Annotated in this window: 16 protein-coding genes; 1 reads left to right on the top strand and 15 read right to left on the bottom strand. The window is 42.3% G+C overall.

The annotated features are described in order from the left end of the window. Positions 1-4: 4 nt before the first annotated feature. From V4U84_RS02770 to V4U84_RS02805, 8 genes are all read right to left on the bottom strand, one after another. Positions 5-1,183 (bottom strand): sensor histidine kinase, encoded by a 1,179-nt coding sequence (locus tag V4U84_RS02770; protein ID WP_334073381.1) that lies wholly within the window; start codon positions 1,181-1,183, stop codon positions 5-7. Further along, positions 1,183-1,842: a response regulator transcription factor gene (locus V4U84_RS02775; protein ID WP_334073243.1), complete on the bottom strand. Its 660-nt coding sequence runs from the start codon at positions 1,840-1,842 to the stop codon at positions 1,183-1,185. Before V4U84_RS02775 ends, V4U84_RS02770 begins: the two co-directional genes overlap by 1 nt. A gap of 157 nt (positions 1,843-1,999) precedes the next feature. After that, entirely contained in the window at positions 2,000-2,608 is a 609-nt protein-coding gene (locus V4U84_RS02780; RefSeq protein ID WP_334073244.1) for an ABC transporter permease, read from the bottom strand. 332 nt (positions 2,609-2,940) lie between these two features. Beyond that, on the bottom strand, positions 2,941-3,552 hold the full coding sequence (locus V4U84_RS02785; protein ID WP_334073245.1) for a sugar O-acetyltransferase: 612 nt from the start codon (positions 3,550-3,552) through the stop codon (positions 2,941-2,943). 140 nt (positions 3,553-3,692) lie between these two features. Beyond that, positions 3,693-4,691: an ROK family protein gene (locus V4U84_RS02790; RefSeq protein ID WP_334076739.1), complete on the bottom strand. Its 999-nt coding sequence runs from the start codon at positions 4,689-4,691 to the stop codon at positions 3,693-3,695. Between the two features lie 37 nt (positions 4,692-4,728). Then, positions 4,729-5,481, bottom strand: coding sequence for an ABC transporter permease (locus tag V4U84_RS02795; protein ID WP_334076740.1), 753 nt, complete (start codon positions 5,479-5,481; stop codon positions 4,729-4,731). Next, on the bottom strand, positions 5,475-6,251 hold the full coding sequence (locus tag V4U84_RS02800; RefSeq protein WP_334076741.1) for an ABC transporter ATP-binding protein: 777 nt from the start codon (positions 6,249-6,251) through the stop codon (positions 5,475-5,477). Before V4U84_RS02800 ends, V4U84_RS02795 begins: the two co-directional genes overlap by 7 nt. Further along, entirely contained in the window at positions 6,232-7,215 is a 984-nt protein-coding gene (locus tag V4U84_RS02805; protein WP_334076742.1) for an ABC transporter substrate-binding protein, read from the bottom strand. Before V4U84_RS02805 ends, V4U84_RS02800 begins: the two co-directional genes overlap by 20 nt. A gap of 265 nt (positions 7,216-7,480) precedes the next feature. On the opposite strand from V4U84_RS02805, the gene V4U84_RS02810 reads away from it, so the two are divergent. Then, complete coding sequence (locus tag V4U84_RS02810) at positions 7,481-7,639, top strand: hypothetical protein (protein ID WP_334076743.1); 159 nt, start codon at positions 7,481-7,483, stop codon at positions 7,637-7,639. Positions 7,640-7,755: 116 nt separating this feature from the next. Here the strand turns inward: V4U84_RS02810 and V4U84_RS02815 are convergent, their stop codons facing one another. The 7 genes from V4U84_RS02815 to V4U84_RS02845 form a co-directional block, all read right to left on the bottom strand. Continuing rightward, entirely contained in the window at positions 7,756-9,447 is a 1,692-nt protein-coding gene (locus tag V4U84_RS02815) for an ABC transporter ATP-binding protein (protein WP_334076744.1), read from the bottom strand. Between the two features lie 51 nt (positions 9,448-9,498). After that, positions 9,499-10,908 (bottom strand): extracellular solute-binding protein, encoded by a 1,410-nt coding sequence (locus V4U84_RS02820; RefSeq protein ID WP_334076745.1) that lies wholly within the window; start codon positions 10,906-10,908, stop codon positions 9,499-9,501. Positions 10,909-10,943: 35 nt separating this feature from the next. Further along, complete coding sequence (locus tag V4U84_RS02825; protein ID WP_334076746.1) at positions 10,944-12,416, bottom strand: ABC transporter substrate-binding protein; 1,473 nt, start codon at positions 12,414-12,416, stop codon at positions 10,944-10,946. Positions 12,417-12,953: 537 nt separating this feature from the next. After that, positions 12,954-14,525 carry a radical SAM protein gene (locus V4U84_RS02830; protein WP_334076747.1) on the bottom strand — a complete coding sequence of 524 codons (1,572 nt, stop codon included), beginning with the start codon at positions 14,523-14,525 and terminating at the stop codon, positions 12,954-12,956. Between the two features lie 25 nt (positions 14,526-14,550). Further along, complete coding sequence (locus tag V4U84_RS02835) at positions 14,551-16,143, bottom strand: radical SAM protein (RefSeq protein ID WP_334076748.1); 1,593 nt, start codon at positions 16,141-16,143, stop codon at positions 14,551-14,553. 461 nt (positions 16,144-16,604) lie between these two features. Continuing rightward, entirely contained in the window at positions 16,605-17,075 is a 471-nt protein-coding gene (locus V4U84_RS02840; protein WP_334076749.1) for a hypothetical protein, read from the bottom strand. A 30-nt stretch (positions 17,076-17,105) separates the two neighbouring features. Further along, complete coding sequence (locus V4U84_RS02845; protein WP_334076750.1) at positions 17,106-18,221, bottom strand: amidase domain-containing protein; 1,116 nt, start codon at positions 18,219-18,221, stop codon at positions 17,106-17,108. Positions 18,222-18,766 lie beyond the last annotated feature (545 nt).

Below are 18,766 nucleotides of genomic sequence, written 5' to 3' on the forward strand. Positions count from 1 at the left end.
GGAGTCAGGCATAGAATTTCACCGTAAATCGGGCACCGCCGTCAGGAGCGTTTTCGGCCCGGATGCTTCCGTTCTGGTTGGCGATGATGGAACGTGAAATGGCCAGGCCGATGCCCGCACTGTCTTTCGCCGCATTTTTTCCTTTATAGAAGCGGTCAAACAAGTGCGGCAACTCCTCCGTGGGAAAGCCTCCGCCGCTGTCCTCGACGACGATTTCCGTATAGAGCGGATTTTGCGAATACCGGAGGGTAAGCGTCCCTCCAGCCGGTGTATGCTCGCTGCAGTTCTTGATCAGATTCAGGAAGGCTTCCGCCGTCCATGTAGAATCTCCCTTAAAGCTCACTCCGGATTCGCTTGAAATGTCGAGCCGCAAATGCTTTAGACGAAGCGCCTCTTCCAGCGGCTCAACGGCACGGAGCAGCATAGCATATACATCCACCGGCTCCCGCTTGAATTCCAAGGTGCCCGCATCCAACCGCGACAGCTTCAGCAACGAGGAAACGAGCATTTCCAGACGCCGAAGCTGCCGGCTCAGATTATCCACGTAGTCCGCTTCCTCCCCCTTGCACGAGTCCGCCAAAAGCTGTGTCATTAACGACATGGAGGTCATCGGCGTTTTAAGTTGGTGCGAGATGTCCGCCAAATTTTCGGCCAGGGCCTGCCGTTCCCGCAAGGCCTTCTCCCGGGTTTGCCGGAGCTCCGTAACCGTCTTGTACAATTCGTCCTCCAGCCGGGAGAATTCATCCTCCTGCCGCACCAGCAGCATTTCCCGGCCGAGATTGACATGTTCCAGATACGTGGTTAATCCGCGAATACGCCCCTGTTTCTTTTTTGAATGGAACAGCAGCCAAACGAATAGCCCTACTCCCGGAATCAGCAAGATTCCTATACCGATCCCAGTCAGGGTTAAAGCGTGCCGCTCATGGAAAACGGCGGGGGCGTAGCCGTATTGGCGAAGGATTCGATCTCCCGCGGCAAAGTCCGTGGGGGACGCCGCTTTCAGCGCCTGCATCATCCCATCCTCGGCTTGCGGGTTTATTTGCTGTGCAGCGCCCAGCATTTGCGCGATCGTCCGGTATTCCTGACGGGCGAGGACCCGATCGGCCAGCAGTCCTAAAACCGTCCCGAGCAGAAGGCAGGCGGCCAATATCGTCAGACCCTGAAGGAAGGAACGCTTGGTCATCACGAGAGTTCCTCTATTCGGTAACCGATGCCGCGAATCGTTTTGAGGCAGGCGGGATAATTCAGCTTCTCGCGCAGCCGCTTCATGGTCACGGTAAGCGTATTGTCGTTGACAAAATTCCCTTCAGTGTCCCATAGCCTGTCCAACAGCTGCGGACGCGTCAGGGTCTGATTTTTGTTTTCCAGCAGGATGGTCAGCAACCGGTACTCTCCCGCGGTCAGCAACAACTCCCGCCCCGCAACCCAGACCCCCGCCTTCTGCTTATCCAGCATAATTTCTCCGCAGCGCATGACGGTTTGACCGGCATCTTTTGTCCGCCTCAGCACCGCATTGATTCTTGATAACAAGACGGACAACTGAAACGGCTTGACGATATAATCGTCGGCCCCCAAATCGAGTCCATACACAATGTCCTGCTCATCGTCCCGTACGGTCAGAAAGATCACCGGCACATCCCGGACCGTGCTCACCTCACGGCAGAACTCAACCCCGGTCCCGTCCGGCAGATTCCAGTCCAGCAGAACAAGCGCGAGATCTTCGATCTCGGCTAACATCGTCCTCCCCTCCGCCAAAGACGCGCAAGCCAGTGGCAAGTAGCCATTTTTACGGAGCGCAACAGTCAGACCGAACGAAATCGTCTCGTCGTCTTCTACAATCATGATTTTCCTCAATGTATCCTCCGTCCTCTATCGGCAAGCTGCATAGAGATCTCGGTGAACCTTTTTGTCGCATGGATCTGCGGTTTTTCGCCTGCCAACCTATCTCCTCCTACAATTCGACTTGTACCGCTTAATCTCCTTGTTTTCGGAAAAGGAGTTACCTTCTTCTTCCCTTCGAGTTTGGCTGAACTTTTTTCTTTCTGGCTTTTGGCTCCTTGATCCGATTTCCTATCACGGCGATTAAAGCCACTGAAGCCAGGAATACAATCAACATGGTCAGATAGCATAACGGAAGAATGTAGATGGAGCCCCCCTCTTCCTGATAATTGATAATGCCAAGTCCTGCTGCAATCGGATAAATATTTGTAAGGCCGTGTCCCGCAGCGAACACACCTACAAAACCATAGAAAAAGGCAAAACCGACACCAGCCATAAACCCGTTTGCACTGCGGCTTGTAACAACAACGATGGGCAAGACTGCCAAATATACACATAGATTTATCCCGATCATCTGAAACAAGGATTGTACCATAAACGCTGCGCTCAACCCCGTAAACCCGCTTATTAAAAATACAACAAGTGTCAGAACAAAACTCACCGCTCCAAGAAAAATGGAAAGTATCCCCACAGTTATCAATTTACCGATCAGCAGCCGGCGGAATGTAACGGGGATCGTTAATATGTTCTTCAGTGTATCGTCCGTTTGCTCACGATTGATGATACAACCCGCTATTAGAGTAATCGTAGCGGGCAAAACTGCAAGCATGGTCGCAGATACTTGCTATTCTCTCACTCACCGGGGGCCGATGTCCAATTAATCCCTAAACCTGTTATAAACACAGGATTTGCCACGTTTCTATATAGAATACAGTTTCAAAGATATATATGCTGAGGGAGGAAGGATATCAATTCACGGTACTTGCAGGAGAATTTCTCGGGGTATATTAAGGCTTAGAATATAAGGGTTATGGTGCCCGGCGGGCACCCCTTATTTTAGTCACTCGTTCAAACTCTTATCTACCACACTATCCTGTTTCGGTGATTTCACGAATCACCCAGAACAATCGTTATCGGCTTGTAAGATCTCCTAAATCTGTATTAGAGATAATCCAATACATCAAATTCTCTGTCTCTATAATAATATTTCCGATCATCTTCAGTTATCTCGCGGACAACCTTACACGGGTTCCCCACGGCGATTACATTATCCGGAATATCTTTAGTCACCACACTGCCCGAGCCAATCACAACATTGTTTCCGATGGTCACGCCAGGGTTGACAACCACATTTCCGCCGATCCATACATTATTCCCGATCGTGATGGCAATTCCGTACTCATACCCGGAGTTTCTGGAATCCGGATGGATCGGGTGACCCGCCGTATAAATCGCTACATTGGGAGCAAACATCACATTATCGCCAATGACCACCTTGCCGACATCAAGAATGGTGCAATTGAAATTGGTAAAGAAATTTTTGCCCACCGTGATGTTCTTTCCATAGTCACAATGAAAAGGCGGTTCAATGTGCACATTTTCACCTGCATGTCCAAGAATACTGCGGATCAACGCATCCCTTTTCTCCGGTTCATCCGGACGAAGCAGATTGTACTCCCTAATTTTAAGCTTGTTTTCCACTCGTTCTTCGCTTAAACCATCCAGCCAGGCTTTGTAAGGCAATCCGGCAAGCATTCTTTCCTTTTGATTCATGTGCCACTCTTCCTTTTCCAATAAGTTTAAGCCTTAAAATGACTTTATAAAGAATATTTATTAACTTTATATCAATAGCTTTTCTGCGTCAAGACACACAACTGAGAGGCCTTTCAAATTGAATTTCAGGCGGGAGTTAACTAAAGGATTAAGGCCGGTTCCAATTCTTTGAGAGTTAACCAACGCATGCCTGCCTCAAAATCTTGTTGAAAGGTCCCCTGAAAAATCACTTCCGGATATGACGGCATGGGCTGCCGAATCTGATAAGCTTCCCACATCGAGGCCCAACCATCCGCTTCCACCCTGTCTTGATAGATAACGACTTTATCGGGGGCAAGAACCGCATTGACCGTTTGAATAATTTGACACACAGCCCCCAGAAACTTCTCTTTGTCCATTTTACGACGCCAATCCAGGTCGAAGGGGAGAAACTTGATTTCACCGGCCATCCCGTTTTTCCCCTTAACGATTTTGCCATCCAGATAAATCCCCATACCCGGTGGATACCCCACAGGAAAATACATCCCGAGTATACACTGCTCGTCCTCCAACTCCTGCTTCGCGCAATACCCGCTTAAGGCGGCATTAATATCATTCTCTACCATAATAGGCAGCCCAAACTGCGATTCAATTTCCTCAACTAATCGAAAACCCGTCAGCTCCCGATGGCCGCTCACCGTAACTTCACCATTGACAGCCTGCCCGGGAATACCTACTCCAATGACTTTAATGGCAGGATATAATGTGAGGAAGTGTCCAATGATTTTATAAAAGCGCTCCCGATCAAACACAGACATTAAATGTTCTTCTTGGTGTAAGATTTGATTTTCCAAATTCACGACCGTTGCAGAAACAAGCTCTTGCCCTAGGTTCTCCTTCATGTACATAACGAGCGCTAGGCTAAAATCATAATTGTAACGATAGGTTAGCGCAGGTCTCCCGCCGCTGGATGGAGCGGTCTCATCCTCAAATATCTCGCCAAGTTCACGCAGTTCCTTCACAAGGGAGTTTATCGTAACGACACTCAGCTTGGTCAGCGAGGCAAGTTGTGGTTTGGTGGCCGTTTCGACACGTTTCATCATCTGGCGAACTATATTTAAATTGATTTCTTTCATTAAATTAGCGTCTGCTTTTTTCATGCTCCATCCCCCTTTACAAATATCATGTCCAAAACACTTACTTCCGCCACTTCATAAATCGGTAGTCCAGCAGGTTCACCAACAGGAACAGGACGAAGCCGACCAGACTGAACAGCAGGATCCCGGCGTACATTTGCGGATAATCCAGCCTCAGCCAGGCATCCATAATGAAAAAGCCCATGCCATGCTCGGTGCCGTAGATCTCCGTAAAGAACAGGACCGAAATGGCCGTGCCCAGCGAGATGCGGATGGTGCTGAGGATCACGGACAACGCGCCGGGCAGGGTCACATGCCAAAATTTCTGACCGGCCCCTGCCCCAATGCTTGTCAACACATCATAAGTGCTTGCCGGAATGGCTTTTACCCCGTCCCGTACGGAAATGATAATTTGGAAAAGCAGAATCAGCATGATCATGAGGATCTTGGAGGTCTCGCCGAGGCCGAAGAACAGCATCGCCACTGGGAGCAAGGCAATCTTGGGCACCGGATAAGTCAAATACACCACCGGGTCCAACAGCTTGTTCCAGAGCGCCGAACGCCCCATCAGAAGCCCGATCATCAGGCCGACAACCAGCGCCAGCAGGACTCCGGCAAAAATCCGCATCAGGCTATAGCCGACATTCAGCACAATGTCCCTTCCGCCGAGTTGTCCCATCGCCTGATAGACCCCGAGCGGGCTGGGCAGTATCGGATGATGCACCAGCATATACGCCGCGTACCAGACCGCATTCATCCCCAAGAACACCAGCAATAATCTCAAAATATAGTTGCGCCGCCGTTTATTCACCATTTCTCCTGCATTACCTTTCTGATTTTCTTGATCTGGGCAAAAAAGGCGTCACTGGCCCGTTTCTCCGCATACTCCAGCCCAAATACCGCCTCATTGTCAATCATCGCCGGCGCCTCGCTCTTGTTTGACGGGAGCACAATGATCTTCTGCCCCAGCAGAATGGCCTCATCCACATCATGCGTCACGAACAGCGCTGTGGCCGGGTTCGCCCGCCAATGCTCCAGAAACAACAGCTGCAGCGCTTCCCGCGTAATGGCATCCAGCGCAGAGAACGGCTCGTCCAGCAATAAAATAGACGGCGCAATCGCAAACGCCCGCGCAATCGCAACCCGCTGCTGCTGCCCCCCGCTCAGGGACAGCGGATAACGCTCCGCCAGCTCCGGGATGCCCATCGCAGTCAGCCAGCGGTCAATGTGCGCCTCCCGGGCCCGCCTGTCCTGCTCCTTAGGATTGGCAATCTTCATCGCCACCCTGATGTTAGCCTTCACCGTCTTCCAGGGCAGGAGGCCGTAATTTTGCGGCACCAGACCAATCAGAACGTCCTGTCCGCGCAGGGGCTGCCCATTGAACAGCAGTTCGCCCCGGTATTCCGGCAGGAGGCCGGACACGGCGCGCAGCAGCGTGGATTTTCCGCTCCCGGATGGCCCAAGAATGGTGTAAATCCCATGCTCCGGCAGGGTGAAATCCACTCTCCCAAGCGCCAGCTCCCCGCTCTTGTATTCAACCTCAAGCTCCTTTACGCGCAGTCCGTTATTTCTTGAACTGGACATCGGAAATCACTTCTTCGGGAGTGATGTTTTTGGTCAGCAGTCCCTGTTCGCGGGCCCAGGCAAAAGCCGCCTCGACCTCTTTGACATCGACCTGGTTGGCCGGGATGTAAGCCGGCACCTCAATTTGGTCCTTCAAGGTTTCCGGGTAGCCGACCTCCTTGATCACCAGGTCGATGTAATCCTTCTGGTCATGGGATTGCATGTACGCTACCGCATCGTCATAGGCCGCGTACATAGCGCGGATCGCTTCCGGCTTGGCTTCTATCGCACTTTGCGGAAAAGCCAGCACAAACGGGTTCACCTGGGCCTGATTCGTGGAGCTAAGCACGCGTAAGCCTGATGCTTTCCCCATTGTGACGAACGGCTCCGGCAAAATCGCGGCGTCCGCTTTGTTATTTTTCAGCAGCTCCAGCCGGGTTGGAATTTGCGGCACTTCCGTTACATGGACATCCTTTTCCGTCAGACCGGCCTGCTTCAGCATCATGGCAACGGTGTACTGCGTGGAGGTGTTTTTGGACAGGATCACGGTTTTGCCCTTCAGATCCTTCACGTCCTGAATCTCGTTATTGCCGGTCAGCAGATCAAATTCCCCGAAGGTCGTGCTGGTGATTTTTACATCTAGCCCCGCTTCATTGTAGATCGAAATGGCAACCAGATCGGCGCTCAGCCCGTCAACCTTACCTGCTTGAAAAGCTACATCTCGGTCTTTGGCGCTTTTGAACGTCTGAATGTTCAGATTCACCCCGCGCTTCTGATCAAAGCCCTGCTCATGGGCAATAATGAACGGAATGGCGTCAATCGAAGGCAAAAGGCCCAGCGACAGCTCCGGCAGCTCCGCCGCCGTGTTGCCCGCGCCGCCTGTGTTGGCATTCTTCGTCTTGCTGCCGCACGCCACGCCCACTATGCTGACGACAATCACAAGCGCCAACAGCATCATCAATTTTCTTGTTGCTCCAAACTTCATAGTTGTCTCTCTCCCCTATGTGTTCTATATAGAATTGGTATGGCAATGTGCCTACTTTACTTAAGACGTCTTCCACCACTTTGCGCTTTTATTCACAAGATATATTGAAAATAGGCCATACGCCCGTCCGATCGTCTCAAGTAATGTCATTTTACACCTATTGCCGCATTTTGTATATTTACAAATTTAAATAGTTTGCTGTAGTTTAAACCCGCACCGCATAAAAAAAGCTCGTAACCGCCTAGGCAGCTACGAACCATCGGACATGAACCGAAGCATCGGTGAATACGAAGCCAATGTCCTTGCAGATCATCAACTGCTTGATTTGGACGAAGTGATTGACCTCGCTCGTGAAGGGTATACTCTCGAGCAGATGGCACAGATGCTGGATGTAAATGTGGAACTACAGCGAGATGAGTTTTAGAAACTCAAGACACTCCTAAAGACATCAATACCGAAAGGAACCCTATAATTGTATTGATATGTACCTAGCTATATTAAGTTATTTACCGATTTCAATCTGTGAAAGTTGAGTTAGTTTTAACCATTCTGTACTAAATGTAATTCGCTAGTTACTAGCCCTTTATTCACTACACTACATTCAATTATTGGAACATTAAACTTAAAATTATCATGAGTAGCCAATAAAACAATAGCATTTGCCGAAATCTCTTCAATTATCCTTAATACGTCTTCAATATTTTTTGGATCAATAGCTGAAGTAATTTCATCAAATAAATATACATCGGGATTGCTTACAATTGCTCTCGCAAAACATACCCGTTGTATTTGTCCTCCAGAGAAATTTAAACCCTCGTCATTAATCACAGTATCGTATTGATTCGGCAAACTTATGATTAATTCATGTAAATTTAGGCGTTTGCATATATTTTCTATATCTTCAAACGGTACATCTCTGTATAAGGATATGTTTTCTCGTATTGAAATTGAAAACATGTAGTGTTCTTGTGTGACATAACTTACTTTATCCCTCAGGTTTTCTTCACTATAATTTTTAAAATCTATACCATTTATTATTATTTCCCCTGCATAATCGTCAATTAATTTTGATAGTATATTTAATAAAGATGTCTTTCCCGAACCGCTTGCACCTTTTATAAGATAAATATTATTTTTATAGAAATTAATATTTAAATCTTTGAAAACATCTATACTACTTTGTGTAGTGTAACTTAGATTTTTAATTTCAATTTTCTCAATCTTGTCATATGTTTCTTTATCATTGACAAACTCATTTTTCCCGTTATTATTAGACTCTACGATTTCACCAACCCGACGTAATGAAACAGATACCTGTTGTATTTTAGAGTTAAGACTCGACAATAACATTAGGACACCTTTGAATCTGTCCGAATATTCATTGAATGCTGTCATCATTCCCAAACTAAGCCTTCCGCTAAATATCAAAAATATTGCTAAAATGATATTCAAATTGTTTATCAAAAACGTTACAGTACCAATGATAACTTGCGTTGCTAATTGAACATTGAACTTCTCTAAATTTTTATCATTAATACCCATAACCTTCTTTCTAAACATCTCATTCCACTTGTATTCGACCTTAAAAATTTTAATTGATTTCAATCCCGATAAAGACTCATATAAAAAAGACATAAACGAATCATGCATTTTTGTATATTCAATCTCTTTTAATTTGATCCTTCTCCCAGAGTAAATATATATCATGAATGTAATAGGAAATGTCACTATGGTTACAAGTGTTAGTATTGGACTTATATATACCATAAATATTAAGGAGATCACCATACTAAGAGTCTGCACTACTAAATTCATATTATCAAAAAGAATTGATGAAAAAATAGTTGAATCACTTTCAATGTTATTGACCAACCTGCCCTTATCAATTTTATAAACCTTAGAATAGGGCATTTCTAGGATTGAATTAAACAATTCTTCCTTGATATTGAGTTCGACTGAATAACTAAGCTTAATAATCATTTTTTGATTTTTGTAGTCTAAAATAGTTGAAACTACATAACATAAGAACATATAAAGTAAATTCATTTTTATTGCATAAAATGATTTGCTTACAATTCCATTAATTATGTTTCCGAAGAATAGAGGGAAAGCTAATGATAAGACATTCGAAATTATCATGATTGATAATATTAAAAATATTGAGCTTTTAGGTATATTCAACTTTTTTATAGTATTAAAAAATAGCACAAAATCTTTTTTATAATCTTTCATTGTGCTACTTCCCTCCATCTTACACAGTATCCAACAATTACTTGGCAGACTTCATAATTTTATTTCCTTTACAGCATGATCAAGCACCGCTTGCGCATCGGACTTTACGGTCGCTATTGCTTCATCCAGGGATTTTTGCCCCTTTTCCACAAGTTTAAGTTCTCGACTTAATATCTCGGCAAAATCGTTAAAAAATGGATCAGGCAGCTTGTACCAATCGTCACTACGTCTTAATGATTTAGATTTCAATCGGTAGAAAGGCTCTAAACTGTATCCTTCATATTCAGTCATAAATCCGGAGCGACTTAATAACAGTTGCTGACCTAGCAACAATTCATTCGATTGAGAGCTAACCTGGGCATAATCTTCACCGCACACATACTGGATAAATTTCCAGGCCGCATCTTGATTAGCCGATGCTTTATTAATGGCGAATATATCCCCTGGAGTTACGGTATAGGTTGATGTCGGGTCAAGGGGATCGACAGGTGCAGCCTCAATCCCGAGTTCAAAGGGGATATCATCTTTCAATTCTTGCTTGTAATGATCAATAAATGCCAGCGACGTTACGGAGCCCATGTGCATTGCGGAACGCCCCATGAGAAACCGTTGGCTATCATAAAACTCCTTACTGGTTCCAGTGGTGAATAATTCATCCATGGAATTAAAGATAGCTCCCGATTGGTCGGCCTCGATAGCGGTCTGAATCAACTTCTTCCACGCCTCTGTCTCAATGGTCATCTGCATCGTGTCGGTATTAACGATCGACAACCCTTCAGCCCGGCTCATCTTGTCAATTAATGTCACCAGATCCATAGGGGCTTCATACACATCCCCACCGGTAAATCCATAAATTCGTGTCTGTTTATTCCCTTCCGTAGGAAAACGACGGGCCAGATCAATGATGTCGTACCAACTCATGCCATCAGACGGGAACTCCACACCATATTTCTTGAACAGATCTTTATTGTAAAATATAGCACTGCTCTTGAACGTTGGGGCAAGTCCATACAATCTCCCTTCGCCTATTCCCCTCAGTTGATCCACGAGACCGGGAACGATCCCGTCCAGTTTATAGTTGTCTCTAGTACACAGTGAATCAAGATCGGTAAGCGTCCCATCATTAATATGATTCTGAAACTCGTGAGCATCCAAAATAAAAATATCCGGCTGTTCTTCGCGAACAAACTGTGCATACACCTCTTCCTTCGTCTTGTCCCCCATATTCTTGTAAATATCCGCATCACTGATTACTTCGAATTGGATATGATTATTAAGCGCGGTGAACATCTCTCCATATTGCCGACGGAATAATTCCGCATTCTTATAGACGACCTTAAGCGTAGTCGGCTCCTGATTCTTTTTGGGTTCCATCGTACCCTTAGACACAGTTGTACAACCTACTACCACCAGACAACTAATAACAAGCATCGTAACTACTTGGAACCATGTCTTATTCATCATCGACTCCTGTCTCTGCTCAACATGCAGCATCGTCATTTAAAAGGTACTGTCTTGAAATCATCCCAATCAACGGCCATCTTTTCCTTTACCATGCTTTCGTCCGGCTCTTTCTCTCCATTTTTTTCATTAAGTTTCCTGGCAAGGTTTGCTTCATCAAGGGCAACTTGCGCATCTCGCTGAATCGTCTGTAGCGCTTCATCAAGGGATTTTTGAGATTTCTCTACTTGCGTCAACTCACGATACGTAATCTCCTCATATTTTTCATAGAACTCTTCTGAAATAATCTTCTTAGGATCATCAACGTAACCCTCCTGTTGCAGGGAGTTTAAGTGATAAAATCCATCTAAGTTAATGCCATAAAAGTCACTTGTTTGCCCCATACGAGATGGTATTCCATTATCTGGTCTTCTCGCCAATTTACCTGCTGCCTTATCACCCTGCATAAACTTCAACAACTCCCATGCAGCATCTACATTGGAGGAATTGGCACGAATCGCATATATATAGTCATTATTCATATTCAGGTCTCTTGTTATTTCTCGGTTAGACGGATCCACTGGACCAACCACCATTCCTACTCTAAAGGGTTTAACCCCTGATTTCCCACTTTTTATATAGTCAAGTACACTATATGCCCAGCTAGGTTCATCAGCGATCAACATCGCTTGCCGCCCCTTAGCAAAAGGTTGCTGTTCATTGAAGTCTTCATCTGTGTTAAATCCTCCCTTGTGCAGGGCATTCGTTGATAATGCCGCTTGGGCTTGTTCGTACGCTTTCTTCCAACCTACTGTATCCATTGTAGATTGCATTTTATCAAGGTTAACTGCCTTTAATCCCATAGAAAAGCCGATCCTCAAACCTAAATCTCGTAGAGGGCTTTTTTTATCTAACCCGAAACTCGTGAAGCCGCCGTATATCCTGGATTGCTCATCTCCATCGGTAGGAAATCGCCCCGCTAAATCGATAAGTTCTTTCCAAGTCATCCCATCGTGTGGCGGCTCAATTCCATATTGATCGAACAGGTCCATATTGTAAAAGATGACTTGTCGCTGAAATGTAGGTGCAAAACCATACAATTTTCCACCGCCTTGCTCCCTGAGAATGCTGGTGACTGAAGGATAAATCGTGTCGATATTATAGTGATCCCGCGCCACTAGGGGTTCAAGATTTAACAAAAAGCCTACTGCTGATAACTTGTTATATTCATCAATACTTAGCTGAAGAACATCCAGTTGTTCTTGTTCGATAGACTGTTGTAGAGTTTGCACATAATTCGAAGCAGTCTTCTCAAGTTTCATACTTTTGGGTCTAACAAGCTCAATTTTAATCGAACCGTTCTGGGCATGGAACATGTCACCGTATGTATCATTAAAGTATCTTTTTTCATTGTCGCGATTCATCACCTTCAACTTTGAAGCGTCAGGCGCCGGCAAGTTCGTACAACCTGCCAATCCAACCATAAGTGAACCTATAAGCAGCAAAGATGTAAAATTGAACTTGCGCAAGCTGAGTCCTCCTTTTTGAAAAAAACTGATTCAACTTTCCCATAGAGCTCTGAAGCATGATAACATGCGAATGTGCGAAGATTGAATGGCTTCACAATGAAAGCTAATTTATCACAGCTTCCACTTTACGGGAAAGTCGAATCAAAACTAACTAATATACCATGTGACTCTTAGTTCTTAATTTAAAACATGTGTGTATCAGCACCGATAGAGTAATTTGAACTCTTGTTGTCACTATTACTAGATGATCCAGCACAACTACATTGGCAACCGCAATATCCCAAGCAACCCCAAGAAGATTTAGAATCCTCCTTACCACTACTGCAGGTACAACCTGCTCTTGGTTGGATATCATTCGCAGATTTACCAAAAGGATTGATGATCTTCATTTATCATTCTCCTCTACATAATTGTGGAAATCAAGTCGATTTTACGTGGCAGCTTCGCACATTCGCATGTTACTATACTCACCATTAATCCACGTAAATTCGTTTATATTAAAGGAAGATCACTTCCTCTAATAACTAGTTAACTGTCTTATCCGTAATATATTTCATTTAGATACACTAATGACTCTGGATCCTTTTCTAATATCTCATGGTATAATACCAATCTCTGCTCTAATTTGACTCTGTGTTCCAAACATTGTTTGTGCCTGTATGACATATTAATACCATCACGATCATAACATTGCTTATAGCATAGATTACACATATTAACAGCCCAACAGTCATTACAATAATTCATTGCTTCTTCCATAAAGTCAGTAATATAGTGTTTATTAATTTTTTCATAATCTAAGCCTTCATGTATTGTCCCAATAAAAGGTGATGGACCCATACGTTCACATATTGCAAGTTCACCACTTACTGTAATATATAATCTCCCCACTCCCGGTGCACAGCATCCATTCATAGAGAATTGTTGAACAGGTTCGTTTAAGATCATTCTATTGTGTACACTAGCTAGAGCTTTATCATATGAATCTTTTGATATCAGTTTTTCTTTGTCTATATCACTGATTCCAGAGTTTAATTTATCTACACACCATCTTATTAGAGGGTCTATTCTCTGCCTCATCATCTCACTTAATTGTCTATCTCCCGCTGTACCAACTCCTAAGTAACTAGTCTTTTCGGGAGGATTAGTTTTATAGGGTGTTGATATGCTTGACTCAGTTGGTATATGCTCCGAATTCCTAAAGAAATATTGTATTTCTTCCAACGTCTCTACACTTGTATCCGCTAAAACTATGTTATATCTAATATTGTCTGCAGCTTTTGCACCCTCAGCTTCCACTAACCTCTTCAAACCTCGCATGACCATTTGAAATGATCCGTTCCCATCACAAAAGACCCTATTTTTATTATGTATCCATTCCGGCCCATCTAAGCTAACTGTTGTATTATGATGCTCCAAAGACGCCCAATAATTAGCTATTTCCTCAGTAATCAGTGTTGCATTCGTCGTCATATTGTAAGATACTTTTTTATTGTGAAGCTTTATTTTGGAATACTCTATTGTATCCTTTATGATATCGAATCGAAGCAAAGGTTCCCCACCGCAGAAAGTGATATAAACATCTTCTTTGGTTGATCTTGACAATATATCCACTGCCTGCTTCGCAGTATCTAAATCAATATCTTTAGTTCCAAATGTGCGGAATCCACTTTCCCCTTCATGATAAACGCAATATTTACACCTTAAATTACAACGTTCTGTTACCTCTAATGAAATTAGTTTAATTTGATTGCTGGATGCATCAGCATGACTTAACATCTTCTTAACCGCTGGCATCTGTAGTATGTTCTCACTCTTTACTGCTTCTTCTATCTCTTTTAAACCATTCAACAAATTTTCCGAAGATATCTCTAATTCTAGCAATCGTTCAAATTCATCCGTATTCCATAAACATTCTAAAATACGATAGGTGTTTTCATTGACCATAAGCACTTTTCCAGTACCAGAATCAAAGAAATAATTATTTTCCGAAGTTTTAAAGGGCTTCCCAAGTCGGGAAAATCTTAATTCCTTCTTCAAATTGACAAATAGATCTTTAAACTCAAGAATTTCATTATAATTCTCCACTGATTCTACTGAATTATTCATGCGATCCCCCTCCAAACTAAATTCCTTATGAATAGGTAATTTCATTTAGATAAGCCAATGACTCAGGATCTTTTTCTAATATTTCATGGTATAATATCAGTAATTTCTCAGTATGAATCCTATTTAATACGCACGTTCTGTGCCTATAAGACATATTAATGCCATCATGATCATAGCACTGAATGTAGCATAAACCACATATATTAACAGCCCAACAATCATTACAATATTTCGTTGCTTCATTCATAAAGTCATCAATATAATGTTTATTAATTTTCTCATAGTCTATACCTTCATATACTGTCCCGATAAACGGTGATGGACCCATTCTTTCGCATACTGCAAGATCGCCATTTACCGTAATGTATAATCTTCGTCCACCAGGTATACAACATCCGTTCATGGCGAATACTTGAGTAGGTTCGCTTCTAAGCATTCTATTGTGTATTCTAGCTAGACCTCTATCATAATAATCTTTTGATATTAGTGATCTATTATCTATATCACTCGCACCAGAGTTTAATTTGTCTACACTCCATTTTGTTAATGGGTCGGATCCCTTCATTGCCAACTCACATAATTGTCTATCTTCCTCTGTACCAACTCCTAAGTAACTAAACTCTTTAGGAGGAGTATTAACATAGGATATTGATATACTTGAACCAACTGGTATATACTCTGAATTCCTAAAAAAATGTTGTATTTCTTCCAACGTTTCTACTCTTGCATCAGTTAAAACGATGTTATACCCAATATTGGCCGAAGCTTTTGCGCCCTCAGCTTTCACTAGCCTCTTTAAACCCCGGATGACTGTTTCAAAAGATCCTGTCCCATTACAGAAGACTCTATTTTTATTATGCATCCATTCCGGTCCATCTAAGCTAATCAATGTAGAGTGATGTTCCAACGATGCCCAATAATTAGCTATTTCCTCAGTGATTAGCGTTGCATTCGTTGTCATATTATATAACACTTTTTTATTTTGAAGCTTTACTTTGCTATACTCTATTGTATCCCTCATAATATCAAATTGTAGTAGAGGTTCCCCACCATAAAAAGTAATAATGACTTCTTCTTTCGTTGATTTTGATAACATATCCACTGCTTTCTTACAAGTTTCTAAATCAATATTTCTACTTCCAAATGAACGGAATCCAGCTTCCCCTTCATGATAAATGCAATATTTACACCTTAAATTACAATGTTCTGTCATCTCAAAAGTAATATGTTGGATTTGAGTATTGGGTGCTTCCTTATCATAGAATACTTCACCATCAAAGCTATACATCTTCTCAACTGGTGGCATCTGCAATATATTCTCACTCTTTACGGCTTCCTCTACTTCTTTTAAGCTATTTAACAATTCCTCAGAAGGCATCTCCAACTCAAACAAACGTTCAAATTCATCAGTATTCCATAAGCATTCCAATACACGATAGGTGTTTTCATTGACCATAAGTACTTTTCCAGTGCCGGAATCAAGAAAGTAATTGCAATTTGAAGTTCTGAAAGGTTTACCTAGTCTAGAAAATCTCAACCCTTTCTTCAAATTAACAAATAGCTCCTTGAACTTATGAATTTCATTGTGATTTTCTGCTACTCTAACTGAGTTGCTCATCAAACTTCCTCCTCGTATCATACTTTCAAGCAATCCTCTCCCACGGTTGTTATAGATTGCCTAGCATGTTCATGACGAAAATAGCGTTTGATCATGCAGCATGGCGTTCAACTAAGTGATTTACTTCACATTATTTGCCATATATTTCCTCCTCTCGCCTCTATGATAGTGCTTTCATAGAGAAAATGCAAGCAATTTCATTAAAAGGAAAAAATTTAATCAAAAGGACTATTATGGACCATAAATCATAACAACTATCTCTACTGATATATAAAACCCGCGAAAAGTCTTGTAAAACCAAGATTTTCGCGGGTTTTATGATAAAAACAGAGTATGCGGCTCCCCGAAGATCACAGAAAGAGCTTCCTCGCTATCCGACTTTATGTAAGCATGATATTTTAGCGGAGAACCAATCTTAATGGGTTTTACATCTCATAAAAATCAAGGGTATCTTGAGGACACTAGTTAACAAATATTTCAGATATGGAAATAACTTTGTTCCCTCGGATTATTACTTCAAAGGGAGTTCGCATTGGAACATCTTCGCCCCTATATAAAAAGGTCTTAAACTTTTGCCTGTCTGTGGTAATATACTTTTTATCATCTTCTTCCTTTACGAAGAGATTCGAGGTGTCATAAAAGGTAAATTTAGTGTTATCGGCAAGCAAATAGCTCTTAACATCCTCATTCTCGTTATAAATTTCATACCCATTAGGCATATCTGCTTCTGTTAATCCTAATTCTTGCATTCTTTCTTTATCTTCAAAAGTTATGAATTCAAAATCATCAATTTTAAGCGTATTTCCCTCCAAAAAGAGATATCCAGTATAAATTTGCTGCTCTGGCTGTGAAGCATTAGGTTTGTCTGTACTACAGGATATCAAGACCATGATAAAAACTAAAATATTTACGAACACTGCTCCTTTTTTCATTCTCCAACTCCCCCGCGAGCTGACATGTAATTACTTTAATATAGAACTGGACGGTTTATAAAAAGAGGCATCATCTATTGTTCTGTAAACAGTATCTTTTGTTTGACGAGCACCATGCTCTGTATATTTAATTGTAATACCATCTCCATACGTCACTAAAGCAACGTGGCTTTTATTATTCCAATACATGATACTGCCAGCATTTACTGTACTTTCTTTTGATTCTTTATAAAAATATCCTTTATCTGTCATGTAGATAACAACACCCGTTTTCTTGTTGTACCCTGTTCTAAACCAGTGATCTCCCGGCCAGCCTCCCCAGGTGGCAGCTTGATACCATTTCCCTTGTTTGTCTTGGAGAATTCCACCATTATTAATAGCTTTAGATACAAAATTTGCACAATCCGTACCCGGAACATCTTTAGAAGGATATTCTGGAGCTGCATCATAATTGTCACGTGCCCAATCTCTGGCGGCAATCCGGTCATATGTGAATGATGCTAACAAAGAGTTAGTAGCACTATGCGACAAATCTACACTTTCTCGCATATTGTACCCATCCCGGAATTCCGTTGTCGGATTCTCTACATCCGCCAGCTTATTATTTTCAGTTAAAATAATTCCATCATCAGTATCTGTCCTGTAATAAATTTGATAGGCTGAAGTTGAATCATCAGCGATTAAATGAGTACTATTGTCAAAACGGATAGTATAAGTAAACGTTGAACGGTTGGGAATATTGTAATATAAGGATTCAATTTCATTCACATACGCATCAATCTCTCCCTGTAACATTTCCTTTTCGGCTTTATCCGAACTTTCCTTCAAAGCTTTTTCCATGCCTTGAACAAACGGACTATCCGATGGATGTCTTGTTAAGGCCATATCAACATATATGTTGATATCAAAATATTTATATTCATTGTCGCTTCGCAACTCAAAATCATAATCAAAATTATCCACCTTATAAAATTTTTGGTAATCGGTTAATATTTGTTCTTTAATTTCATTATATGCCATTTCAACAAACTTGGTTTCAAATATGTTTGACTGATCAGAAGTGTTCAACTTACTCGCAATTACACTTGTACTCATACCAAGTACCATAACAACTGCAATAACCATAGGTAATAATTTTTTCAACATGGATTGCACCCTTCCTTCAATTGTATTTTGAATATGAGTTAGTATGAATCACCAGATGTGAATTGTGAAAAAAATAACTTGGACACTCATACAAAAGCTAATAAAACCAAGTTTAATATTTGATTGATGTCATATAACTCCTCCTTTTCCTGTTGAAGTGACTATATATTATAAGACACCACTGCCCACTGATTCCTTACGGAAATATGTGTTTATTCACAAAAAAGCCTTATATGGGATACATTGCCACCCGCCCTGGTGAAGTCCGACATAAGGACCTGACCCACGGTCTTTTAGGCAAAATGACCCCAGGTGACTTGCAAATTTTCCAATCCTGGAAAGAAGTCGCTCGAATCTCCAGAGATATCAGCCGGATTCCCCTTAAAAACTGCGAAAGCTGTTCCTACATCAAGGCATCATCAGGCTAACTACTCCCGCATTGTAGCTTGAGTAAGAAATGTGACAAAGAATTAGTCAGCTACCATATTTGGATAATAAAAATCATAGTAAGAACAGCGCCGTATTGCAGTTCCCTACAATGGTTT

Origin of the sequence: Paenibacillus sanfengchensis, from assembly GCF_036864765.1 — a bacterium.
GTDB lineage: Bacteria > Bacillota > Bacilli > Paenibacillales > Paenibacillaceae > Fontibacillus > Fontibacillus sanfengchensis.